At 60.9% G+C, this 23,890-nt stretch carries 20 protein-coding genes; 8 read left to right on the top strand and 12 right to left on the bottom strand.

Features of this window, described 5'->3' with window-relative positions; genetic code table 11:
* Nucleotides 1-25: 25 nt before the first annotated feature.
* A complete protein-coding gene (locus AC4PS7_RS04400; protein WP_010212078.1) occupies nt 26-1,945 on the bottom strand; it encodes an ATP-binding cassette domain-containing protein in 1,920 nt (639 codons plus the stop codon).
* A 213-nt stretch (nt 1,946-2,158) separates the two neighbouring features.
* On the opposite strand from AC4PS7_RS04400, the gene AC4PS7_RS04395 reads away from it, so the two are divergent.
* Nucleotides 2,159-4,087 (top strand): transglycosylase SLT domain-containing protein, encoded by a 1,929-nt coding sequence (locus tag AC4PS7_RS04395; RefSeq protein ID WP_021490993.1) that lies wholly within the window; start codon nt 2,159-2,161, stop codon nt 4,085-4,087.
* A gap of 91 nt (nt 4,088-4,178) precedes the next feature.
* On the opposite strand, the gene AC4PS7_RS04390 is transcribed toward AC4PS7_RS04395, so the two are convergent.
* Nucleotides 4,179-5,963, bottom strand: coding sequence for an ABC transporter transmembrane domain-containing protein (locus tag AC4PS7_RS04390; RefSeq protein ID WP_183701395.1), 1,785 nt, complete (start codon nt 5,961-5,963; stop codon nt 4,179-4,181).
* A gap of 257 nt (nt 5,964-6,220) precedes the next feature.
* Between AC4PS7_RS04390 and AC4PS7_RS04385 the strand changes: the two genes are divergently transcribed.
* A complete protein-coding gene (locus AC4PS7_RS04385; RefSeq protein WP_010212086.1) occupies nt 6,221-6,394 on the top strand; it encodes a PA1571 family protein in 174 nt (57 codons plus the stop codon).
* 53 nt (nt 6,395-6,447) lie between these two features.
* Here AC4PS7_RS04385 and pdxB read toward each other — a convergent pair whose 3' ends face one another.
* Entirely contained in the window at nt 6,448-7,590 is a 1,143-nt protein-coding gene (gene pdxB / locus AC4PS7_RS04380; protein WP_021490995.1) for a 4-phosphoerythronate dehydrogenase PdxB, read from the bottom strand.
* A gap of 140 nt (nt 7,591-7,730) precedes the next feature.
* Between pdxB and AC4PS7_RS04375 the strand changes: the two genes are divergently transcribed.
* Nucleotides 7,731-9,125 (top strand): MATE family efflux transporter, encoded by a 1,395-nt coding sequence (locus AC4PS7_RS04375; RefSeq protein ID WP_492179119.1) that lies wholly within the window; start codon nt 7,731-7,733, stop codon nt 9,123-9,125.
* A gap of 13 nt (nt 9,126-9,138) precedes the next feature.
* Here the strand turns inward: AC4PS7_RS04375 and tusA are convergent, their stop codons facing one another.
* Both tusA and rlmM read right to left on the bottom strand, forming a co-directional pair.
* Nucleotides 9,139-9,390: a sulfurtransferase TusA gene (gene tusA, locus AC4PS7_RS04370; RefSeq protein WP_010212093.1), complete on the bottom strand. Its 252-nt coding sequence runs from the start codon at nt 9,388-9,390 to the stop codon at nt 9,139-9,141.
* 134 nt (nt 9,391-9,524) lie between these two features.
* Nucleotides 9,525-10,601 (bottom strand): 23S rRNA (cytidine(2498)-2'-O)-methyltransferase RlmM, encoded by a 1,077-nt coding sequence (gene rlmM / locus AC4PS7_RS04365; protein ID WP_021490997.1) that lies wholly within the window; start codon nt 10,599-10,601, stop codon nt 9,525-9,527.
* A 191-nt stretch (nt 10,602-10,792) separates the two neighbouring features.
* Between rlmM and acnA the strand changes: the two genes are divergently transcribed.
* Nucleotides 10,793-13,534 carry an aconitate hydratase AcnA gene (gene acnA, locus AC4PS7_RS04360; protein WP_492179117.1) on the top strand — a complete coding sequence of 914 codons (2,742 nt, stop codon included), beginning with the start codon at nt 10,793-10,795 and terminating at the stop codon, nt 13,532-13,534.
* Between the two features lie 188 nt (nt 13,535-13,722).
* Here acnA and AC4PS7_RS04355 read toward each other — a convergent pair whose 3' ends face one another.
* Both AC4PS7_RS04355 and cysK read right to left on the bottom strand, forming a co-directional pair.
* The gene (locus AC4PS7_RS04355; RefSeq protein ID WP_045791195.1) at nt 13,723-14,661 is read right to left on the bottom strand and encodes an aspartyl/asparaginyl beta-hydroxylase domain-containing protein; all 939 of its coding nucleotides are present in this window, start codon (nt 14,659-14,661) and stop codon (nt 13,723-13,725) included.
* A 109-nt stretch (nt 14,662-14,770) separates the two neighbouring features.
* Nucleotides 14,771-15,745: a cysteine synthase A gene (gene cysK / locus AC4PS7_RS04350; protein WP_010212098.1), complete on the bottom strand. Its 975-nt coding sequence runs from the start codon at nt 15,743-15,745 to the stop codon at nt 14,771-14,773.
* 126 nt (nt 15,746-15,871) lie between these two features.
* Between cysK and AC4PS7_RS04345 the strand changes: the two genes are divergently transcribed.
* From AC4PS7_RS04345 to AC4PS7_RS04335, 3 genes are all read left to right on the top strand, one after another.
* The gene (locus AC4PS7_RS04345; RefSeq protein ID WP_010212099.1) at nt 15,872-16,948 is read left to right on the top strand and encodes a DUF748 domain-containing protein; all 1,077 of its coding nucleotides are present in this window, start codon (nt 15,872-15,874) and stop codon (nt 16,946-16,948) included.
* A 99-nt stretch (nt 16,949-17,047) separates the two neighbouring features.
* Nucleotides 17,048-17,893, top strand: coding sequence for an AAA family ATPase (locus AC4PS7_RS04340; RefSeq protein ID WP_003210690.1), 846 nt, complete (start codon nt 17,048-17,050; stop codon nt 17,891-17,893).
* Complete coding sequence (locus AC4PS7_RS04335) at nt 17,893-19,071, top strand: vWA domain-containing protein (RefSeq protein WP_010212101.1); 1,179 nt, start codon at nt 17,893-17,895, stop codon at nt 19,069-19,071. The genes AC4PS7_RS04340 and AC4PS7_RS04335 overlap by 1 nt, the downstream gene beginning before the upstream one ends.
* 41 nt (nt 19,072-19,112) lie before the next feature.
* Here AC4PS7_RS04335 and AC4PS7_RS04330 read toward each other — a convergent pair whose 3' ends face one another.
* From AC4PS7_RS04330 to AC4PS7_RS04315, 4 genes are all read right to left on the bottom strand, one after another.
* Nucleotides 19,113-19,652: a hypothetical protein gene (locus tag AC4PS7_RS04330; RefSeq protein ID WP_010212102.1), complete on the bottom strand. Its 540-nt coding sequence runs from the start codon at nt 19,650-19,652 to the stop codon at nt 19,113-19,115.
* A gap of 117 nt (nt 19,653-19,769) precedes the next feature.
* Nucleotides 19,770-20,678, bottom strand: coding sequence for a 5-oxoprolinase subunit C family protein (locus AC4PS7_RS04325; RefSeq protein ID WP_492179114.1), 909 nt, complete (start codon nt 20,676-20,678; stop codon nt 19,770-19,772).
* Nucleotides 20,675-21,379 carry a 5-oxoprolinase subunit PxpB gene (gene pxpB / locus AC4PS7_RS04320; RefSeq protein WP_183701387.1) on the bottom strand — a complete coding sequence of 235 codons (705 nt, stop codon included), beginning with the start codon at nt 21,377-21,379 and terminating at the stop codon, nt 20,675-20,677. The genes AC4PS7_RS04325 and pxpB overlap by 4 nt, the downstream gene beginning before the upstream one ends.
* On the bottom strand, nt 21,376-22,116 hold the full coding sequence (locus AC4PS7_RS04315; RefSeq protein ID WP_010212107.1) for a 5-oxoprolinase subunit PxpA: 741 nt from the start codon (nt 22,114-22,116) through the stop codon (nt 21,376-21,378). The genes pxpB and AC4PS7_RS04315 overlap by 4 nt, the downstream gene beginning before the upstream one ends.
* Before the next feature lie 176 nt (nt 22,117-22,292).
* Between AC4PS7_RS04315 and AC4PS7_RS04310 the strand changes: the two genes are divergently transcribed.
* A complete protein-coding gene (locus tag AC4PS7_RS04310) occupies nt 22,293-23,231 on the top strand; it encodes a LysR family transcriptional regulator (protein ID WP_010212109.1) in 939 nt (312 codons plus the stop codon).
* 110 nt (nt 23,232-23,341) lie between these two features.
* Here the strand turns inward: AC4PS7_RS04310 and AC4PS7_RS04305 are convergent, their stop codons facing one another.
* Nucleotides 23,342-23,884, bottom strand: coding sequence for a DUF2937 family protein (locus tag AC4PS7_RS04305; RefSeq protein WP_492179113.1), 543 nt, complete (start codon nt 23,882-23,884; stop codon nt 23,342-23,344).
* Nucleotides 23,885-23,890 lie beyond the last annotated feature (6 nt).

Here is a 23,890-nt window from a genome sequence, read left to right as displayed (position 1 = left end):
GGGTTTTTTATTACGTGCAGATCACTCAGGCATCCAGCTCGGCCCAACGCTCAACCAGCACTTCCAACTCCTGATTCAGTTTCTCCAGGGAAGCAATCACCTTGGCAGTTTCCGCCGCCGGACGCAGGTAGAAACCCGCGTCAGCCATCTCCGCTTCTACCGCGGCAATCTGCTGTTCCTTGGCGTCGATATCACCCGGCAAGGCTTCCAGCTCACGCTGCAGCTTGTAGCTGAGCTTCTTCTTGCCAACCGGCGCCGACTCCACAACCGGCGTAGCAGCCGCCACCGGCGCCACCACCGCCGAATTCAGGTCAGCTTTGCCGGACTTGCTCTCGGTCACGCCCAGCAGACGCGGCGAGCCGCCCTGACGCAGCCAGTCCTGGTAACCACCGACGTATTCACGCACCTTGCCTTCGCCTTCGAAGACCAGGGTGCTGGTGACCACGTTGTCGAGGAATGCCCGGTCGTGGCTGACCATCAGCACAGTGCCGTTGAAGGTCAGCAGCACTTCTTCCAACAGCTCGAGGGTTTCCACGTCGAGGTCGTTGGTCGGTTCGTCGAGGACCAGCAGGTTGGCCGGCTTACTGAACAGCTTGGCCAGCAGCAGGCGCGCACGCTCTCCCCCGGACAAGGCTTTCACCGGTGTACGGGCACGCTGCGGGCTGAACAGGAAGTCACCCAAGTAGCTTAGGACGTGGCGGCTCTGGCCGTCGATATCGATAAAGTCGCGACCTTCGGCGACGTTATCGATCACGGTTTTTTCCAGGTCCAACTGGTGGCGCAACTGGTCGAAGTAAGCCACGTCGATGCGCGTACCCTCTTCCACGGTGCCGCTGGTCGGCTGCAGACCGCTGAGCATCAGCTTGAGCAACGTGGTCTTGCCGGTGCCGTTGGCGCCCAGCAGGCCGATACGGTCGCCGCGCTGCAGGACCATGGAGAAGTCCTTGATCAGGAACGGGCCGTCCGGGTGATGGAAGCTGACGTTCTCCAGCACCATCACCTGCTTACCCGACTTGTCGGCGGTGTCCAGCTGGATATTGGCCTTGCCGGTGCGCTCGCGACGCTCGCTGCGCTCGACCCGCAGGGCTTTCAGGGCACGTACGCGACCTTCGTTACGGGTGCGGCGGGCCTTGATGCCTTGACGGATCCAGACTTCTTCCTGGGCCAGCTTCTTGTCGAACAGCGCGTTGGCGGTTTCTTCGGCGGCCAGCGCGGCTTCCTTGTGTACCAGGAAGCTGGCGTAGTCGCCGTTCCAGTCGATCAGACCACCACGGTCCAACTCAAGGATGCGGGTCGCCAGATTCTGCAGGAAGGAACGATCGTGCGTGATGAACAGCACAGCGCCCTGGAACTCCTTGAGGGCTTCCTCCAGCCAGGCAATCGCGCCGATGTCCAGGTGGTTGGTCGGTTCATCGAGCAACAACAGGTCCGGCTCGGAAACCAGGGCCTGGGCCAGCAGCACACGACGACGCCAGCCACCGGACAACTCGGCGAGCGTCTTGTCGGCCGGCAGTTGCAGGCGGCTCAAGGTGCTGTCGACCAGTTGCTGCAAGCGCCAGCCATCACGGGCTTCGAGGTCTTGCTGGACGTGCATCAGCTTGTTCAGGTCGTCTTCGGTGACACAGTTCTGTGCCAGGTGATGGTATTCGGCGAGCAGCGCGCCGACGCCGTCGAGGCCTTCGGCAACCACGTCGAACACTGTCCGTCCGTCGGCCACCGGCAATTCTTGCGGCAATTCGCCGATCTTGAGGCCCGGCGCGCGCCATACGGAGCCGTCATCGGGCTTCTGGTCGCCTTTGACCAGCTTCATCATGCTGGATTTGCCGGTGCCGTTGCGGCCGATGATGCACACCCGCTCACCACGGGCGATCTGCCAGGACACCTTGTCCAACAACGGCATAGCGCCGAAAGCAAGGGACACATCGCTGAATTTGAGCAGGGTCATACGCTTCTCCAAAAACTGGGCGCGCATTCTACCTGAGTTAGGGGTGGGATGCGGCTGGCATTTTCGCTACCGACACGTTCTGTAGGACATTTCCAACGAACTTGAACGAACCGCCCGGCAAAGCTTTCGTCTGCGTTGGGCAAAAGGCTAAGCTAGGGGCAATCAGTGTCGGCGGTGCCGATGCTAGTCGTGATTTCTCTGCACGGACGTCTCATGCGCAGCCGCCTTTTCAACTTTTTATCTTGTCTGCTTCTTTCCGCCACCGCCGTTCAATCCGCACAGGCCGTGGACCTCACCACCCAACGTCAATATTACGATGAAGCCAAACGCGCCTTGGCCAAGGGCGATACCGGGCCTTACATGCAATACAGCCAAGCCCTGGCCGACTACCCGCTGACACCGTACCTGGCCTATGACGAACTGACGGCACGCCTGAAAACCGCGAGCAACCAGGAAATCGAGCAGTTCCTCGCCAAAAACGGCGACCTGCCCCAGGCCAATTGGATGAAGCTGCGCTGGTTGCGCTGGTTGGCCGAGCGTGGCGACTGGCAGACCTTTGAAAAGTACTACGACGCCAAGCTCAATTTCGTCGAACTCGACTGCCTGCATGGCCAGTTCCAGCTCACCCACAACCTGAAAGCGGAAGGCTACAAGACCGCCGAAAAACTGTGGATGACCGGCAAGTCCCAACCGGCGGCCTGCGATGTCACCTTCGGGCAGTGGGCGGCTGACGGCCAACTCACTGAACAGAAGATCTGGGATCGCGCCAAACTCGCCGCCGAAGCGCGCAACTACGCGCTGGCCAACAGCCTGGTGAAAACCCTGCCCACCCTCGGCGCCCAAGGCCGCTTGATGGTGGACGTGGCGCAGAAGCCCGACATGCTCAGCGACCCTTCACGCTTCCTGCCGGCCACTGAGGCCATGTCTGACGCCGTGGGCCTGGGCCTGCGCCGCCTGGCACGCCAGGATCCCGACAAGGCCATGGCCCTGCTCGACGGCTACGCCAGCAGCATGCACTTCTCCCGTGACGAAAAAGTGTCGATCGCCCGCGAAATCGGTCTCACCCTGGCCAAGCGCTATGACCCGCGCGCCCTTGAGGTGATGACCAAGTACGATCCCGAACTGCGCGACAACACCGTCTCCGAGTGGCGCCTGCGCCTGCTGCTGCGCCTGGCGCGCTGGGAAGACGCCTACCAGTTGACCCGCAAGCTTCCCCAGGACCTGGCCACCACCAACCGCTGGCGCTACTGGCAGGCCCGCAGTCTGGAATTGGCCGAGCCGAAGAACCCGCAAGCGCTGGTCCTGTACAAACACTTGGCGCAAGAACGCGATTTCTACGGGTTCCTGGCGGCGGATCGCTCCAAGGCTCCGTACCAGCTGAAGAACAAACCGCTGCTAATGAGCCAGGCACTGGTCAGCAAGGTGCGTAACACCCCGGGCGTACGTCGTGCCCTGGAGTTCTACGCACGTGGCCAGGTGGTGGATGGCCGCCGTGAGTGGTACCACGTGAGCCGTCACTTCAACCGCGACGAGATGGTTGCCCAGGCCAAGCTGGCCTACGACATGAAATGGTACTTCCCGGCGATCCGCACCATCAGCCAGGCGCAGTACTGGGATGACCTGGACATCCGCTTCCCGATGGCGCACCGCGACACTCTGGTGCGCGAAGCCAAGGTGCGCGGCCTGCACTCCAGCTGGGTGTTCGCGATTACCCGTCAGGAAAGCGCCTTCATGGATGACGCCCGCTCTGGCGTCGGCGCCAGCGGCCTGATGCAACTGATGCCCGGTACCGCCAAGGAAACCGCACGCAAGTTCAGCATCCCCCTGGCCTCCCCCGCCCAAGTGCTGGACCCGGACAAAAACATCCAGCTCGGCGCCGCCTACCTGAGCCAGGTGCACAGCCAGTTCAACGGTAACCGTGTGCTCGCCTCCGCCGCCTACAACGCCGGCCCCGGCCGCGTGCGCCAATGGCTGCGCGGCGCGGATCACCTGAGTTTTGACGTGTGGGTGGAAAGCATCCCGTTCGACGAAACCCGCCAGTATGTGCAGAACGTGCTGTCTTATTCGGTGATCTACGGCCAGAAGCTCAACTCACCACAGCCGCTGGTGGATTGGCATGAGCGGTATTTTGACGATCAGTAATAAAGGCAGCTTTAAACAGCAAGTTTGAAGCTGCACGCCATATAAAAATGCCCGCATTTCTCAATGCGGGCATTTTTTTTGGGGGTGAGATTTAGTGCGAGGCGCTTTCCTCCACCCCATCACTGAACTGCAACGCTGCCAACCGCGCATACAGCGGATTGCTCGCAATCAACTGCTGATGCGTGCCTACCGCCACCAGCTTGCCCTGGTCCATCACCGCAATGCGGTCGGCGTTCTTCACCGTGGCCAGTCGATGGGCGATCACCAGCGTGGTACGCCCTTGCATCAATTGCGGCAAGGCCTGCTGGATCAGGTGTTCGCTCTGGGCATCGAGGGCGCTGGTGGCCTCGTCCAGCAGCAGAATCGGCGCGTCCACCAGCAGCGCCCGAGCGATGGCCAAGCGTTGGCGTTGGCCGCCGGAGAGGCCCATGCCGCCATCGCCCAGGTGGGTCTGGTAGCCGTCGGGCATTTGCAGGATGAAGTCATGGGCGTGGGCAATGCGCGCGGCGGCCTCGACCTGCTCGGCGGTGGCCGTCGGGTTGCCGTAGCGGATGTTCTCTTCGACGCTGCCGAAAAACAACGCCGGGCTCTGGGACACCAGGGCGAAATGACGGCGCAGGTCCATGGGGTCGAGTTCGGTCAGCGGGTGGCCCTCCAGCAGGATGCGGCCTTGCTGGGGGTCGTAGAAGCGCAGCAACAGATCAAAAATCGTCGATTTGCCCGCGCCGGACGGGCCGACCAAGGCCAGGGTTTCACCGGGGTTGATGGTCAGGTTCAGGCCATCGATGGCATAGCTGTCGGGACGTGAGGGATAGGAAAACCGCAGGTCTTGCAACGCCATGCGCCCGCTGACCCGCTCCGGCAATTGGACGGTGCCGGTGGCGGGCGCCTGGATTTCGTTGCTCGACTGCAACAACTCGCCAATGCGCTCGGCGGCACCAGCGGCGCGCTGCAACTCGCCGAGCACTTCGCTCAGGGTGCCGACCGCGCTGCCGACGATCAGGCTATAGAACACAAACGCCGCCAGCTCACCGCCGGAAATGCGCCCGTTGATCACATCCATGCCACCGACCCACAGCATCACCCCGACGGCGCCGAGCACCAGCATGATCACCAGGGTAATCAACCAGGCGCGCTGGGCGATGCGTTTGCGCGCGGTGGTGAAGGCCTCTTCCACGGTCACGGCGAAACGCTGTTCGTCCTGCACCTGGTGGTTGTAGGCCTGCACGGTTTTGATCTGGCCGAGGGTCTCGGACACATAGCTGCCCACGTCGGCGATGCGGTCCTGGCTTTGGCGCGACAGGCTGCGTACACGTCGGCCGAAGATCAGGATCGGCGCCAGCACCAGTGGCAGTGCCACCACCACGATGCTGGTGAGCTTGGGGTTGGTGACAAACAGCAACACGATGCCACCGATGACCATCAAGGCATTACGCAGGAACAACGATAAAGACGAGCCGATTACCGATTGCAGCAACGTGGTGTCAGTGGTCAGCCGCGACTGGATCTCCGAACTGCGATTGTTCTCGTAAAAGCCCGGATGCAGATAAATCAGGTGGTTGAACACTTGCCGACGGATGTCCGCCACCACCCGCTCGCCGATCCACGAGACCAGGTAAAACCGCGCAAACGTACCCACTGCCAACCCCAGCACCAGCATCATGAACAGGCCGATGGACTGGTTGAGCAGGTGCGGCGACTGGGTCATGAAACCCTGGTCCACGAGCAATCGGATGCCCTGCCCCATCGACAAGGTAATACCGGCGGTGACGATAAGCGCCAACAGCGCGCCGAGCGCGTGCCAGCGGTAGGGCGCAATGAAGCGGCTGGCCAGGCGAATCGCACGGCGTTGACGGACTGAGAACATGGAGGGCATCACCTGCGCAGGGGAGATAAGTGTCTACCTCACAACATTGGGGGAACTTGGGTAAATAACAATGAGTCAGGTTAATTATGCCCGCCGATGCTGATCCCTAGAGGCTATCGGTCTAACCCCCAGCTGGAAATTTGTAGCGGTTTCTGGTGGACTGGGTGTTCGAACCGCTGACCCGACAGGGAGTTGTAACAGCCTGGTCACGCGGGCGGCTTAGAGTAATAAGCAGAGTAGGTACACACCTGATGAGGAGACAGGCCATGACCTTGCAAAATAGCAGCGATGCCAAGATTGAAGTGATCCGCCAGCCGCAGCAATTGCCTTGCTCGTATATCGACGCCCAAGGCCGCGAAGTGCAGATTACCGAAGAGATGATCCAGCAAGCGTGCAGCGAACTGGAACAGCGACTGGTTAAGCCTGCCCGGCAAGGCTGAAGCGCCGACGCTCTTTCAAACCCGGCCCAGGTGGCCGGGTTTTTTATCGGGGTCTAAACGCCCGCGGCGCCCAATGCGCTGACGATATTCGACAACGCGGCCGACTCACCGTTGATGCTCACCCTCAAGCCATCAATCTCACGGCGCTCAGGGTAGTTTTTGCGCAGCAGGTCAAACGCCTTGCGCTGTTCTTCCACCGTTCCTACCAGGCTACGCCGGAAATCCGCATCATCGCGACGCGGGTCGTACACGCTGCGGCACAGGGTCGCCAGCGCCCAGGCCGGGTCAGTGGACGCATTCAACTGCACCTCGGCCAACCAAGGCTGCGGCAGCAAATCACTCAACTGGATGCCGGGCTCCTGACCCAGGTGCGTGCAGAACGCTTGATAAATCTGCGCAGTGCCGCGTTGCTTGCCGTCCAGGCTGTAGCCAGCGATGTGCGGCGTGGCCAGCACGCAGAGGTCCGCCAGGTCCACGTCCACTTCAGGCTCGCCCTCCCACACATCCAGCACCGCTTGCAGGTCTTCGCGCGCCAGCAACACCTCGCGCAGGGCGGCGTTGTCCACCACCGGGCCACGGCTGGCATTGATCAGCCAAGTGCCGGGCTTGAGCTGGTTGAGCCGCTGACGATCGAACAAATGCCAAGTGGAACCGTTGCCGGATTTGGTCAGCGGGGTGTGCAGGCTGATCACATCGCATTGCTCGATGATCTGGTCCAGGCTGACGTAATCGCCGTCCTCGGCGATCTGCCGTGGCGGGTCGCAGACCAGCACGTTCCAACCCAGCCCTTTGAGCACCTTGACCAGCCGTCCGCCGACTTCACCGGCGCCAACCACGCCATAGGTGCGGTGATTGAGGTCGGCGCCTTCGATTTCAGCCAGGGTCATCAGGCTGCCCAGCACATAGTCCACCACGCCACGGGCGTTGCAGCCGGGGGCACTGGACCACTGGATGCCAGCCTGCTTGAAGTAATCGAGGTCCAAGTGGTCGGTGCCGATGGTGCAGGTGCCGACGAAGCGCACCTTCGTCCCCTCCAGCAGGGCGCGGTTGACGTTGGTCACCGAGCGCACCAGCAGCACGTCGGCCTGCTCGACCGTGGCGCGGTCGATGGAACGGCCGGGGACGCGGCGAATCTCGCCAAATCCCTGGAAGAATGCATCGAGCAGCGGAATATTTTCGTCGGCAACAATCAGCATGGCAGGCTCCTTTGGCGGACCCGCAGTGTACAGGGATCGCAGCCCTCGCTTACAAATCGCTAACACAGGTTTTTTCCTGACCGATGCGTCAACGCGTAGAATCCGCCGTCCTTGCGCTTCCTTCTATTGGACACCTGTACGTGAACACTGCTACCGCCACCCTCACCCGTCCCGCCCGCATCAGCCGGGAAGTGCGCGGCCTGTTGACGCTCGCCTTGCCGATCATGATCGGCCAACTGGCGACGACCGCGATGAGCTTTGTCGATGCGGTGATGGCCGGGCGCGTCAGCCCTCAGGACCTGGCGGCCGTGGGCCTGGGCAACTCGATCTGGATCCCGGTGTACCTGCTGATGACCGGCACGCTACTGGCCACCACGCCCAAAGTCGCGCAGCGCTACGGGGCCGGCCAGTTCAGTGAGATCGGGCCGCTGGTGCGTCAATCCTTGTGGCTGGCAGTGGTGGTCGGCATCACTGCATCGCTGTTGCTGCTGTGCGCCGAACCGATCCTGCATGTGATGAACGTGGAGCCGGACCTGATCGAGCCCTCAATGGGCTACTTGCACGGCATCGCCGCTGGCATGCCGGCCATTGCGCTGTATTACGTGCTGCGCTGTTTCAGTGACGGCCTGGGCCGCACGCGGCCGAGCATGGTGATGGGCCTGTGTGGCCTGGCATTGAATATCCCGCTGAACTACATCTTCATCTACGGCCACCTGGGTGTGCCGGCCATGGGCGGCGTCGGTTGCGGCTGGGCCACAGCCATTGCGATGTGGGTGATGATGCTCGGCCTGGCCGTCTGGACCCGCTGGGGCCCGGCTTACCAGAGCAGCGAACTGTACAAGCGTTTCGACTGGCCGCAATGGGCGGTGATCAAGCGTGTATTGAGCATCGGCCTGCCCATCGGCATCGCGATCTTTGCCGAATCGAGCATCTTCGCGGTGATTGCCCTGCTGATTGGCAGCCTGGGCGCCACCGTGGTCTCAGGCCATCAGATCGCGCTGAACGTCAGCTCGCTGGTGTTCATGATCCCCTACTCCCTGAGCATGGCCGTCACCGTGCGGGTCGGCCAGGCCCTCGGGCGTGGCGAACCGCGTGAAGCGCGCTTCGCGGCTGGCGTCGGCATGGGCACGGCGCTGGTCTACGCCTGCCTGTCCTGCAGCCTGATGCTGCTGTTTCGCGAGCAGATCGCGGCGATCTACACACCAGACCCGGTCGTCATTCACTTGGCTTCGATGCTGATCGTGTTCTCGGCACTGTTCCAGTTCAGCGACTCGATCCAAGTCACGGCCGCCGGTGCACTGCGCGGCTACCAGGACACACGCGTGACCATGGTACTGACCTTGTTCGCCTATTGGGGCGTAGGCCTGCCGGTGGGTTATGCCCTGGGGCTGACAAACTGGCTGGGCGAGCCAAGCGGCCCAAGCGGCTTATGGCAAGGGCTGATCGTGGGCCTGAGCTGTGCCGCAGGAATGTTGCTGGTGCGCCTGGCGCGCAGCGCACGCCGGCGCATTCGCGCCGATAAAGCACGGGGCTGAATCGATCGTGTGATCAGTCGGCTTTTTTGCGGATCCAGTACAGGTATGTACCGGCCTGCTCCTGCTGATCCACCAGCTCGTGGTCAAGGAACACGCAGAACTTGGGGATATCGCGGCGCGTGGACGGGTCGGTCGCGATCACCTTGAGCAAACCGCCTGGTGGCAGGTCGCGGATGTGCTGGTGCAGCATCATCACCGGCTCCGGGCAGTTGAGGCCGGTGGCGTCCAAGGTGCCGTCGACGGGCAGTTCTTCTGCATGACTCATACTTCACTCCTGAAACTAACCCGATCTCCTGTGGGAGCGCGAAGACGCGGGCACATTCACCATAAATTTCGACAGTTATACCGCTTTCGCGAGCAAGCTCGCTCCCCCATGGGCCCTGTGATCACCTCAAGGGCTCAGCGGGCCTTGGTTTTCTTCACATCCACCAACCGACGCAAATGGCAGGTCACTTCCTCACGGTCGTGGTACAGCTGCTTGCAGCCGATCTCCACGCGGATGCCGCGTGCCTTGAAGCCGTCTTCGATACGCTCCAGCAGGCGCTTCACCTCGGCGTAGCGCTGTTTCATCGGCAGCTTCAGGTTCACCACCGCCTCGCGGCAATACCCCTCGCCGATCCAGGTTTCGAGCAAGGCCGCGTTACGCGCCGGCTTTTCGACGATATCGCAGACCATCCAGTCCACCGGCTGCTTGGGGACGAAGGTAAAACCGTCGGCCATCAAATGCTGCACCAGACCAGTGTCCATCAGGCTTTCAGCCATCGGCCCGTTGTCGATGGCCGTCACCAGCATGCCGCGGTTGACCAGTTGCCAGGTCCAACCGCCGGGTGCTGCGCCGAGGTCGACACCGGTCATGTCGCCGTGCAGACGCTCGTCCCACTGGTCGCGGGGGATGAAGTGGTGCCAGGCCTCTTCCAGCTTGAGGGTGGAACGGCTCGGCGCTTCACGGGGGAACTTGAGGCGTGGGATGCCCATCGGCCACATCGCCGAGTTGTTCGATTCGGCCAGGCCCATGAACACTTCGCGGCCGCTCTTGAAGGTCAGCAGCAGGCGCGGTTTGCTCGGGTCGTCCACCAGTTTGCCGGCGTTCAACAGGGCTTTGCGCAGGTGCACTTCGAATTTTTTGCAGAAGTTCGACAGTTCCTTGCCGTCGTTGGTGTCGACCATCTCCAGCCACAGGCTGCCACACACCGGGAATTCGCGCAGGTGGGCGAGGATCACGCTGATACGGTCGGTTTCCGGCAGGTCGATGAACACTCCGCGCGCCCACTGCCGTGGAAAGATCAGCTCGGCAAAACGCTGGCCGTGCATCAGGCGCTGGGCGCCGTCTTCTTCGGTGCAGACAAATTCGGCGCAGGCGCTGCCGGTCTTGGCCTTGGCGTAGCCGGAAACGTTCAGGCGCGCGGCGTGCTCCGCGATCTCGGAACAGACTTCGCCTTCAAAACCCGGGCGGCAGTGCATAAAAAGGGTGTTCATTGAATCTCCTGGCAACTGGGCTTGCTGTAGCGCAAGTCCTGTCATGAAAACGCGCGCATGATAGCCGAGTTCGGAACCTTGGACTTAACGATAGAGTCCAGTTATTAGCCTGCTAATGAAAACAGGGCTAAGTTGATAGCTCTGTTCGTCCCGTCAGGTCCGTAGCCGTGCGGACCATAAGGAGTCGTGTCATGTCATCGCTTGATAGCCTGAGAACCCTTAAGACCCTTGAAATAGACAGTAAAACCTACCACTACTTCAGCCTGCCCGAAGCCGCCAAGAGCCTGGGTGACCTGGACAAGCTGCCGATGTCACTCAAGGTGCTGCTGGAAAACCTGCTGCGCTGGGAAGACAACAAGACTGTCACCGGCGCCGACCTCAAGGCCATTGCCGCCTGGCTCAAGGAACGCCAGTCCGACCGTGAGATCCAGTACCGCCCGGCCCGCGTATTGATGCAAGACTTTACCGGCGTACCCGCCGTGGTCGACCTGGCCGCCATGCGCGCCGCCGTGGCCAAGGCCGGGGGCGACCCGCAGCGCATCAACCCGCTGTCCCCCGTAGACCTGGTGATTGACCACTCGGTGATGGTCGACAAGTTTGGCACCACCAGCGCTTTCGAGCAGAACGTCGACATCGAAATGCAGCGCAACGGCGAACGCTACGCCTTCCTGCGCTGGGGCCAGAGCGCCTTTGACAACTTCAGCGTGGTGCCACCGGGCACGGGCATTTGCCACCAGGTCAACCTCGAATACCTCGGCCGCACGGTCTGGACCAAAGACGAGGACGGCCGCACCTACGCCTTCCCGGACACCCTGGTCGGCACCGATTCCCACACCACCATGATCAACGGCCTCGGCGTACTTGGCTGGGGCGTGGGCGGGATCGAGGCAGAAGCGGCGATGCTTGGCCAACCGGTGTCGATGCTGATCCCGGAAGTGATCGGCTTCAAGCTCACGGGCAAATTGAAGGAAGGCATCACCGCCACTGACTTGGTGCTGACCGTGACCCAGATGCTGCGCAAAAAAGGCGTCGTGGGTAAATTCGTCGAATTCTATGGCGACGGCCTGGCCGACCTGCCCTTGGCCGACCGCGCCACCATCGCCAACATGGCCCCGGAATATGGCGCCACCTGCGGCTTTTTCCCGGTGGACGAGGTGACGCTGGACTACTTGCGCCTTTCCGGCCGTCCAACCGAAACCGTCAAGCTGGTCGAGGCTTACACCAAGGCCCAAGGCCTGTGGCGTAACGCCGGCCAGGAGCCGGTGTTCACCGACAGCCTGGCCTTGGACATGGGCAGCGTCGAAGCCAGCCTGGCCGGACCAAAACGCCCACAGGACCGTGTCGCCCTGCCGAATGTCGGGCAGGCCTTCAGCGACTTCCTCGACCTGCAATTCAAACCCACCAACAAGGAAGAGGGCCGCCTGGAAAGCGAAGGCGGCGGCGGGGTTGCCGTGGGCAATGCCGACCTGGTGGGCGAAACCGACTATGAATACGACGGCCAGACCTATCGCCTGAAAAACGGCGCGGTGGTGATCGCTGCAATCACCTCCTGCACCAACACCTCCAACCCCAGCGTGATGATGGCGGCCGGGCTGCTGGCGAAAAAGGCCGTGGAGAAGGGCCTGACGCGCAAACCTTGGGTTAAAACCTCCCTGGCCCCAGGCTCCAAAGTGGTCACCGACTACTACAAGGCAGCGGGCCTTACCCAGTACCTGGACAAGCTGGGCTTCGACCTGGTGGGTTACGGCTGCACCACCTGCATCGGTAACTCGGGTCCGCTGCCCGAGCCGATCGAGAAAGCCATCCAGAAGGCCGATCTTGCCGTGGCTTCGGTGCTGTCGGGTAACCGCAACTTTGAAGGCCGCGTGCACCCGCTGGTGAAAACCAACTGGCTGGCGTCGCCGCCGCTGGTAGTGGCCTACGCCTTGGCGGGCACCGTGCGCATCGATATCAGCAGCGAACCGTTGGGCAACGATCAGCACGGTCATCCGGTGTACCTCAAGGACATCTGGCCCACCAGCCAGGAAATCGCCGACGCCGTTGCTCAAGTCACGACAGGCATGTTCCACAAGGAATACGCTGAAGTGTTTGCCGGTGACGAGCAGTGGCAAGCGATTGAAGTGCCACAAGCTGCGACCTACGTGTGGCAGAAAGACTCCACCTACATCCAGCACCCGCCGTTCTTCGACGACATTGCCGGGCCTCTGCCGGTGATCAAGGACGTTAAAGGCGCGAATGTGCTGGCGTTGCTGGGAGACTCGGTCACCACCGACCACATCTCCCCGGCCGGCAACATCAAGACCGACAGCCCCGCCGGCCGCTACCTGCGCGAACAAGGCGTGGAACCGCGCGACTTCAACTCCTACGGTTCACGCCGGGGCAACCATGAAGTGATGATGCGCGGCACTTTTGCCAACATCCGTATCCGCAATGAGATGCTCGGCGGTGAGGAAGGCGGCAATACGCTGTACATCCCCACCGGCGAGAAAATGCCAATCTACGACGCCTCGATGAAATACCAGGCCTCAGGCACGCCGCTGGTGGTGGTGGCCGGCCAGGAATATGGCACCGGCTCAAGCCGTGACTGGGCGGCCAAGGGTACCAACCTGCTGGGCGTCAAGGCGGTGATCGCCGAGAGTTTCGAGCGGATTCACCGCTCCAACCTAGTGGGCATGGGTGTGCTGCCGTTGCAGTTCAAGCTGGATCAGAACCGCAAGTCGCTCAAGCTGACGGGTAAGGAGAAGATCGACATTCTTGGGCTGACCGACGTGGAGATCGTGCCACGGATGAACCTGACACTGGTGATTACGCGGGAGGATGGCAGTAGCGAGAAGGTCGAAGTGCTGTGCCGGGTCGATACGCTCAATGAAGTGGAGTACTTCAAGTCGGGGGGCATCCTGCACTACGTGCTGCGCCAACTGATCGCGTCCTAAGAGGCTCTCTAAAACAATGGAGATCTAATGTGGGAGCTGGCTTGCCTGCGATGGCGGCGGGTCAGCCAGCCTATCTGCAACTGACACACCGCTATCGCAGGCAAGCCAGCTCCCACAGTTTTGGTCGCATTTCAGGCATAAAAAAAGCGCTGCATCGCGAGATACAGCGCTTTTTTACGCAGTGCCTGTCAGCCGAACAGCCACTTCCACAGCAGCACCAGCACCACTACGGCCAGCACTGGCCGCGCAATGCGGTAAGCCTTCGGATGCTTGCGCTTCCACTGCTTGACCACACCGCTGAACTTGTCGCTGAACGTCTTGCTCCAGGCATACGCCTGGTTGATCCCGCCCACACGCTCGTCATCCAGGTTCTGCGGCGCAGTCGCGCGCCCCAACTGCTTGCTGACCCAACGGTTGATACGGGTCATCACGCGGTTGCTCAGCGGACGCTCGATGTCACAGAACAGAATCACACGGGTCTGCTCGGTCTCGTTCTTGACCCAGTGCACGTAGGTTTCGTCGAACATCACGTCGTCACCGTCGCGCCAGGCGTACTCCTCGCCATCGACAAAGATACGACAGGCGTCGGAGTTCGGCGTGGACAGGCCCAAGTGATAACGCAGGGAACCGGCAAACGGGTCGCGGTGCGGGTTGAGGTGGCTGCCGCCCGGCAACAGCGCGAACATCGCGCCTTTCACGTTAGGAATGCTGCTCACCAACGCCACGGTTTTCGGACACAGCGCCTGCGCCGATGGCAGGGGTTTGTCGTACCACTTGAGGTAGAAACGCTTCCAGCCCTTCTTGAAGAACGAGCCGAAACCGGCGTCGTTGTTCTTTTCGGCCGCACGGATGTAACCCTCGTCGAACAGGTGCATGGCCTCTTCGCGGATCACTTCCCAGTTGTCCTTGAGCACATCCAGTTCCGGGAATTTGCTGCGGTCCAGGTACGGCTTGGACGGCACCGCCGAAAACAGGTACATCAGGGCGTTATAGGGGGCGAACAGCGCCGAATGGTTAACGAACTGGCGCAACATCGGCAGACGCGCCTTGCCGCGCAGGTGCACATACAACGTGCTGCCGATAAACAACGCCAGCACCGACAGCTTGGCGGCCAAAGAAAAGGTCATGCAGCAACTCCTGGAAATAAGCGCCTGGCCAACAGCAGACGTAGCAGCCGGCCATGATAAACAGTTGGGCCATTATGCAGAAGGCCCGGGTGTTCGGCGCTGACTCAAATCAAGCCTGGTTTTCTTGCTCGGTAAACAAATCGCTGAACAGCATGCTCGACAGGTAGCGCTCACCGGAGTCGGGCAGAATCACCACGATGGTCTTGCCCTGCATCTCCGGTTTCTCGGCCAGGCGCACTGCTACAGCCATCGCGGCGCCACAGGAGATACCGCACAGAATCCCTTCTTCCTGCATCAGGCGCAGAGCCATGGCCTTGGATTCGTCGTCGGTCACCAGCTCCACGCGGTCGACCATCGATAGATCGAGGTTCTTCGGTACGAAACCGGCGCCAATACCCTGGATCTTGTGCGGGCTGGGCTTGATCTCTTCACCGGCCAGCGCCTGGGTGATCACTGGCGATACAATCGGCTCGACGGCCACCGACAGGATCGGCTTGCCCGCGATGTTCTTGATATAGCGTGAAACACCGGTGATGGTGCCGCCAGTGCCCACGCCCGCTACCAGCACATCCACGGCGCCGTCGGTGTCGTTCCAGATTTCCGGACCAGTGGTTTTCTCATGGATGGCCGGGTTGGCCGGGTTTTCGAACTGAGCCGGCATGAAGTAAGTGGCCGGGTCGCTGGCGACGATTTCGCCGGCTTTTTCGATCGCGCCCTTCATGCCCTTGGCCGGCTCGGTCAGCACCAATTCGGCGCCGAGGGCCTTGAGCACCTTGCGTCGCTCGATGCTCATGGAGGCCGGCATGGTCAGCAGCAACTTATAGCCACGGGCCGCAGCGACAAACGCCAGGCCAATACCGGTGTTGCCGGAGGTGGGTTCGACAATGGTCATGCCCGGTTTGAGTTTGCCGGTGCTTTCAGCGTCCCAGATCATGTTTGCGCCAATGCGGCATTTCACCGAGTAGCCTGGGTTACGCCCTTCGATCTTGGCCAGGATGGTCACGCCACGCGGTGCGATCCGGTTGATCTGAACCAGGGGCGTGTTACCGATGGAGTGCGCGTTGTCTGCAAAGATGCGGCTCATGACGGGTCCTATTGGGCAGTCTTCAGGAAGGCAACAAGGGTATGCCTCGTGCCGCGAAGCGTCCAGTCGGAGGAACGTTGCGCCCCTCGCAACAGTCCACCTCCTATACGGACAGAGAACCTCCCCATGAAACGTCGCTACAGCTGGCCACTATGGACCGTTGCCGGAATACTGGTGCTACTGGTCGCCTTGAGCATCGCCCTGCCCTATCTGGTGCGTAACTATTTGAATGACAAGCTCGCCAACATGGGCGACTACCGTGGCCAGGTGACCGACGTGGACCTGGCCCTGTGGCGCGGTGCCTACCGGATCAACGGCCTGGAGATCATCAAGGTCGACGGTAAAGTGCCCGTACCGTTCGTCAAGGCGCCGTTGGTCGACCTGGCGGTGAGCTGGCATTCACTGTGGTACGACCATGCGGTGGTGGCCAAGGTGCTGTTTATCCAGCCTGAAGTGAACTTCGTCGACGGCGGCGCCAACCAGCAGGCGTCCCAGACCGGTAAAGGCACCGACTGGCGCGAGCAGTTGAGCAAGCTGGCGCCCATCACACTCGACGAAGTGCGCATCGAAGACGGCAAGATCGCCTTTCACAACTTCAACTCCAAACCACCGGTCAACATCAACGCCACGGACGTCAACGCGAGCTTCTACAACCTGACCAACGTGGTCGACGTCAAAGGCAAGCGAGACGCCCGCTTTGAGGGCAAGGCGCTGCTTCAGGGCCAGGCACCGCTGGAAGCGACCGCCACGTTCGACCCGCTGAGTGATTTCGAGAATTTCGAGTTCCGTTTCCGCGCCAAAGACTTGCAGCTCAAGCGCATGAATGATTTCGCGTCGGCCTACGGCAAATTCGACTTCAAGGCCGGCACCGGCGACGTGGTGATCGAAGCCCAGGCGGAAAAAGGTCAGTTGACCGGCTACATCAAACCGCTGATGCGCGATGTAGAAGTGTTCGATTGGCAGCAGGATGTGGAAAACAAAGACAAAAACATCTTCCGCTCGATCTGGGAGGCCGTGGTCGGCGCCAGCGAAACCGTGCTGAAAAACCAGGCGAAAAATCAGTTTGCCACCCGCGTTGAACTCAGTGGCAGCGTGCACCAGCAAAATGTCAGCGCGTTTTCCGCATTTTTGGCGATTTTGCGCAACGGGTTCATCCAGGCGTTCAATGCCCGCTATGAACAACCCAAGCCCTCGGCGGACTGAAGGTGACTGGTCATTCAGAGACTGAATAAGCCGCCTGCGTTCACAGTCGCCGGGGCTGCGCGGTATAGTCCGGGCATTGATGAATGCGAGGAGACACCGATGAAGTTCGAAGGCACCCAGGCCTATGTGGCTACCGATGACCTGAAACTGGCCGTCAACGCCGCCATTACCCTGGAGCGGCCGTTGCTGGTCAAGGGCGAGCCTGGCACCGGCAAGACGATGCTCGCCGAGCAATTGGCCGAGTCCTTCGGCGCCAAGCTGATCACCTGGCACATCAAGTCCACCACCAAGGCCCACCAAGGCCTGTACGAGTACGACGCGGTCAGCCGCCTGCGCGACTCGCAACTGGGCGTGGACAAGGTGCATGACGTGCGCAATTACTTGAAGAAGGGCAAGCTCTGGGAAGCGTTCGAATCCGAAGAGCGGGTGATCCTGTTGATCGATGAAATCGACAAGGCCGACATCGAGTTCCCCAACGACCTGCTGCAGGAACTCGACAAGATGGAGTTCTACGTCTACGAAATCGACGAGACCATCAAGGCCAAGAAACGCCCGATCATCATCATTACCTCCAATAACGAAAAAGAGCTGCCGGACGCGTTCCTGCGCCGCTGTTTCTTTCACTACATCGCCTTCCCCGACCGCACCACCCTGCAAAAAATCGTCGATGTGCATTACCCCGACATCAAGAAAGACCTCGTCAGCGAAGCGCTGGACGTGTTCTTCGACGTACGCAAAGTGCCGGGCCTGAAGAAAAAGCCCTCCACCTCGGAGTTGGTCGACTGGCTCAAGCTGCTGATGGCCGACAACATCGGCGAAGCCGTGCTGCGCGAACGCGACCCGACCAAAGCCATCCCACCGCTGGCCGGTGCGCTGGTCAAGAACGAGCAGGACGTACAGTTGCTGGAGCGTCTGGCGTTCATGAGCCGTCGCGGTAATCGCTGATGTTGCTCAACCTGTTCAACGAGATGCGCGCCGCCAAGGTGCCGGTGTCGGTGCGCGAGCTGCTCGACCTGATCAACGCGCTGAAACAGCGCGTGACCTTCGCTGACATGGACGAGTTTTACTACTTGGCCCGGGCGATATTGGTCAAGGACGAGCGGCATTTCGACAAGTTCGACCGGGCGTTCGGTGCGTATTTCAACGGCCTGGAAAAACTCGACGACCACCTGCAGGCACTGATCCCCGAAGACTGGCTGCGCAAGGAGTTCGAACGCTCGCTGAGCGATGAAGAACGCGCGCAGATCCAGTCCCTTGGCGGCCTCGACAAGCTGATCGAAGCCTTCAAGAAACGCCTGGAAGAACAGAAAGAACGCCATGCCGGCGGCAACAAGTGGATCGGCACCGGCGGCACCAGCCCGTTCGGTTCCGGCGGCTACAACCCGGAAGGCATCCGTGTCGGTGATGCCGGCAAGCGTCAGGGCAAGGCCGTGAAGGTGTGGGACCAGCGCGAGTACAAGAACCTCGACGATCAGGTGGAACTGGGCACGCGCAACATCAAGGTCGCCCTGCGTCGCCTGCGCAAATTCGCACGCCAGGGTGCGGCCGAAGAGCTGGACATCGACGGCACCATCGACCACACCGCCCGCGACGCCGGGTTGCTGAATATTCAGATGCGCCCCGAGCGGCGCAACACCATCAAGCTGCTGTTGCTGTTTGACATCGGCGGCTCGATGGATGCCCACGTGAAGATCTGCGAAGAGCTGTTCTCGGCGTGCAAGACCGAGTTCAAGCACCTGGAGTACTTCTACTTTCACAATTTCGTGTACGAATCAGTGTGGAAGAACAACCAGCGCCGCACCTCGGAACGCACTTCCACCCAGGACGTGCTGCACAAGTACGGTGCGGACTACAAAGTGATTTTTATCGGCGATGCGTCGATGGCGCCGTATGAAATCACCCAGGCCGGCGGCAGCGTCGAGCACTGGAATGAAGAGCCGGGGTATGTGTGGATGCAGCGCTTCATGGCCAAGTACAAGAAGCTGATCTGGATTAACCCGTATCCAAAGGACACTTGGGGGTATACAGCGTCGACCGGGATTGTGCGGGAGTTGGTGGAGGATCAGATGTATCCGCTGACCCTGCGCGGGTTGGAAGAAGGGATGCGTTTCTTGTCGAAGTAGCCTGCTCCCTGTAGCCGCACGCTGCGGCTACAGGTCTGCCATCAAGCGGTCCCGGCGTCGATCCAGCCGCACTTCAGGAACAGCGCGGAAAACTGTTTGACCAGCTCGGCGTCCTTTCTGTCGACCTTACGGTCATTGTTGACGTCCTGGTTGATCGAAACCCCGGCAAGGCCATTTCCATCAGCATAAATCGCCGCGGTGTAGGCAATACTCTCATCGGTCGGGGCGCCCTCGCCTTGATGAAAATGCAGCCGAACGGTGTCAGGCACGCCATTACCATCAAAATCTCGGGCAAATACTTTCAAATATTTATCGAAAGGTTCGTCGAGACTGAACCAATTGAACTCAAGAAACAGTTGGGCCAGCTCAATCGCTTGTGCACGGTCGACAGCATCGACGACGCCGTCCTGATTCACATCATCGGCGATCACCCAGTCCAGCTGCCCGTCATCAGTGATATCGAACGTCGTGGCTTGATGAACAAGCGTCGGCGTGCAGGTGTCGTCGTGAAACTCAAGTGTGACCACATCGGGTACATCGTTATCGAGCACGTCGTGTGCGTAGATCTTCATGTAGCGCATGTTGAATCCTGATAGTGAATGCACCCTCAAGACTTCCATGCGCCACCTTGCAAACCAATACGGCAAAGGACTCAGGTAGTGTGGGATATCTCTGCGAGTGCCCCACTGCCTCAGCGGTCAAATGAACTGGCGTAGACATTCAAGTTGCTGACGATGCGCCGTCTCCTGCACCACTGGCGTCAAGCGTACTTTCTCTCCTGGCAGGCATTGCGCCAGCCGCGCCAGCGACAGAGGCGTCAGTGCCCCCAGACGCGGGTAGCCACCGATGGTCTGCCGATCATTGAGCAACACAATCGGCTGCCCATCCGGCGGCACTTGGATCGCCCCCAACGGAATGCCTTCGGAGATCAACGACGGCCCCTGATACTGCAACGGCGTGCCCAACAAACGCATGCCCATGCGATCGGCGCGGCTGTCGAGGGCCCACTCTGTGTTGAATGCGTCGAACAGGCTTTGCCCACTGAACTGGCCGATTTGTGCGCCGACAATCACGTCCAACGGTGCTTTGGTTGGCAGGGTTAAATCGCTGAGAACCTTCATTGCGCCGCCTGTGCCGGAATACGCCAAGCACCCGCCTTCGGCCAATGCCTTGCCAAAGCCGTCCACCCCGCCCAGTTCCTCACGCACAACGGTGGCGCAACTGCCCAGCACATCCGGCGCATCAAAGCCGCCCGGCGCGGCCAGATAGGCCCGCGCCCCCTTGAATGGCTGGGTGAAACGCAGGCGCTGGCCCTTTTGCAGGATGAAACTGCGGCCGGAGCTGATGGGGCGTTCGTCGATGTACGCGCCCAAGTCCGCTCCGGCCAGGGCCAGCAGGCAATAATCGTCGGCTTGCACGGTAAAACCGCCCAGGGTGATTTCCACCACCGGCGCGTCCAGCGCATTGCCCAGCAGCCAGTTGGCCCAGGACATCGACACCCAGTCCAGCGCTCCGCCCTGGGTCACGCCAAGGTGACGCACGCCAAAACGGCCGCCGTCCTGCAACAGGCACAGCGGCGTGCTGGCCTCAATGATCAAGCGGCTCATGCCTGCGCCTCCAACGGCGTGTCATCGCCACCTAATGTGATGAATCGAGTGTGATCGACGGGCTCGAAGCGCACCGTGTCACCAGGCTGCATCAGGCTGTAGCCCTCGCGCTCGCGGTCAAAGAGTCGGGCCGGGGTGCGGCCTATCAGGTTCCAGCCGCCCGGCGAGACCACCGGGTAAGCGGCGGTTTGCCGTTCGGCGATGCCGACACTGCCGGCCGCCACGCGTTTGCGTGGGGTGTTCAGACGTGGCGCGGCGAGTCTTTCATCCACCAGGCCCATAAAGGCAAAGCCAGGGGCGAAGCCGAGGGCAAACACCTGGTATTCGTGGGCACTGTGGCGGCGGATCACTTCATCCACCGACAGGCCACTGCGCTGGCTAAGCAGGGTCAGTTCGGGGCCGACGCTCAGGTCGTACCACACCGGCAGCACATGGCACTGGCCACTGCCCTGGGCCTGTGGCTGCAGGTCGGTGAGGGCCAGGTCGATCAACTCCCGCGCCTGGGCCGGGCTCAATGCCGTCAGGTCGTAATGCACCATCAACGTGGTGTAGGACGGCACCAGGTCCACCAAGGCCGCACCAAAATCGCTGCGCAAGCGCTGGGTGGCGGCAAGCATCCACGGCATATTGGCTTCGGCGATTGCATCAAATAGGCGCACCATCAGGCAGTCGATGGCCACCACTTCAATCCGAGGCTTCATGCTGGCTTCAATGCCTCGCAGATGCGTTGCACGGCGGCGACCGAGCTGGCGTTGTCGCCGTGTACGCACAAGGTATTGGCCTGCAGGACCAACGGGCTGCCGTCGCTGGCGGTGAGCGGTTCACCCCGGGAAATGGTCAGGGCTTGCTGCAGGATGGTGTCGGAATCGTGGTGCACGGCGCCGGGCAACTGGCGCGAGACCAGGTGGCCCTTGTTATCGTAGGCCCGGTCGGCGAAGGCTTCGAACCACAGGGTTACACCGTATTCATCGCCCAAGGCCTGGGCCGCGCTGTTGTCGCGCGTGGCGAGCAGCATCAGTGGCAGGTCGCCGTAGGCGGCCACCGCCTGCATCACCGCACGCAACTGTGCGGGGTTGGCCATCATGTCGTTGTACATCGCTCCGTGAGGCTTCACGTAGCTGACACGCCCGCCTTGTGCCCGGCAGATGCCGTCGAGGGCACCGATCTGATAGTGCAACAGATCCTGGATTTCCTGAGGGGTGTAGGCCATCGAGCGACGGCCAAAGCCTTGCAGGTCCTGATAGGCCGGGTGCGCACCGACTTGCACACCCTGTTTGAACGCCAGGCTGACCGTCTTGCGCATGATGCTCGGGTCGCCGGCATGGAAACCGCACGCCACGTTGGCGCAATCAATGAACGGCATGACCTCGGCGTCCAGACCCATGGTCCAGTTGCCAAAGCTTTCGCCAATATCGCAATTGAGTAAAAGACGGCTCACGGACTGTCGCTCCTGTAGGCTTTATTTTTTTGTAGTGTGGGATTATTTACGCAGAACTCGCAACTTGTCCTGACACCCCAACGGCGCTTATCGTGGAATGGCTCGATTTTTGGCGCTGGCCCGGTACGGCGTCCAACTAATAAAAACCGATCCATGCATAAGAAAAAGTTGATCCCATGAATTTGAAGTTCCTCGAAACCTTCGTCTGGGTAGCCAAGCTCAAGAGTTTCCGCCTGACCGCCGAGAAGTTGTTCACCACCCAGGCGTCGATCTCCAGCCGTATCGCGGTGCTGGAAAGCGAACTGGGGGTGAAGTTGTTTCTACGCGACTCACGCGGCGTGAGCCTGACCCCTGAGGGTTTGAAAGTGCTCGATTATGCCGAGCAGATGATGGTGACCATGCAGGGCCTGAAACAGTCCCTGGAGACCACCAGCAGCAAGGTCGGGCGCATTCGGATAGGCGCGATGGACACGGTTATCCACACCTGGCTCAGCCCGCTGGTGGCGGAACTGATGGACCACTTCCCCCTGGTAGAAATCGAATTGGTCGCCGATACCGCGCTGAACCTCAGCGATCAGCTGCAAAAAGGCTTCCTCGACCTGATCCTGCAAACCGACCTGGTGCGCCTCGAAACCGTACGCAGCCTGGAATTGGCCAGCCACCCCATGGCCTGGATCGTCGCCAGCCAGTCGATCTACAACCGTGACTACGCCTCCCTCGCAGAACTGGCCCAGGAACGCATCATCACCTACTCGAAAAACTCCCACCCGCACCAGGACGTCATCAGCCTGATGCAAGCCAACGGCGTGGCCGCGCCACGGATGAACTGCGTGAATTCAGTATCGGCCATCACCCGCTTGCTGCGCGATGGTTTCGGTATAGGCGCGCTGCCGCCGGTGCTGGTCAGCGAAGAACTGGCGCGTGGGGAATTGGTGATGTTGCCGATGGCGCAGAAACTGCCGAACTTGCAGGTGGTGGTGTCGTGGCGCGTGGGGGTGGAGTTGGTGGAGGAGATTGTGGGGTTGTGCCAGAAGGTGGTGGCGCGGTATGCCGAAGAAGTCGGTGAAGAGCGGATGGTACTGAGCACACCAACCTTACTGAGGAAACCGGATTAAACATGTGGGAGCGGGCTTGCTCGCGAATGCGGCGTGTCAGTCAAAGATATTGTGACTGATCTACCGCATTCGCGAGCAAGCCCGCTCCCACAGTTGGATCTGCGTATGGTTTACAAACCTTTCAGGTCGCGCTCTTCGATCGGCCGGCTCTGGCGCAGGCGCTTGCCGCCCAGCACGACCCAGTCGATCAGGCGGAACAGGCATTCGATGCCAAACGACAACAGCATCGCCCCGCCCAACCCCCAGCCCATGGCCTCAGGCGTGAGCAGGATCTGGTAGCTGTAGCCGTTCCAGGTTTCCTGGCGGATATCCGGGTCCGCCGCCACCGCCACTTGCAGGGCGCGGACGTACCACGGGCCTTGCATGGCCTGGAATTGCTTGTCCAACGCCACCTGGCGATCCAGCATGGCGCCCAGGCTGTTGGCGTCACTCTGGAACACCGGGTCATCGCTGGCGCGGTAGTGCGCGACCAACGCCTTCAAGTCACCGTTGAAGAACTGCCGGGCAGTGGTCTCAAACCCACTGAGACCGGTCTGGGCCTCGATCAAATGAGCTTCGACGCGCTTGGCGTAGTCGTTGATGAAGCCCGGCACTTGCACGCCGACCAACAGGCCAATCGCAAACAGCACCAACCGCAGATAACTGAGCAACATGGTCGA

It is taken from the genome of Pseudomonas sp. DW-iso3 (assembly GCF_058725305.1).
Note: the sequence above shows the minus strand (reverse complement) of the source record. Positions and strands in the feature narration are given on the sequence as shown.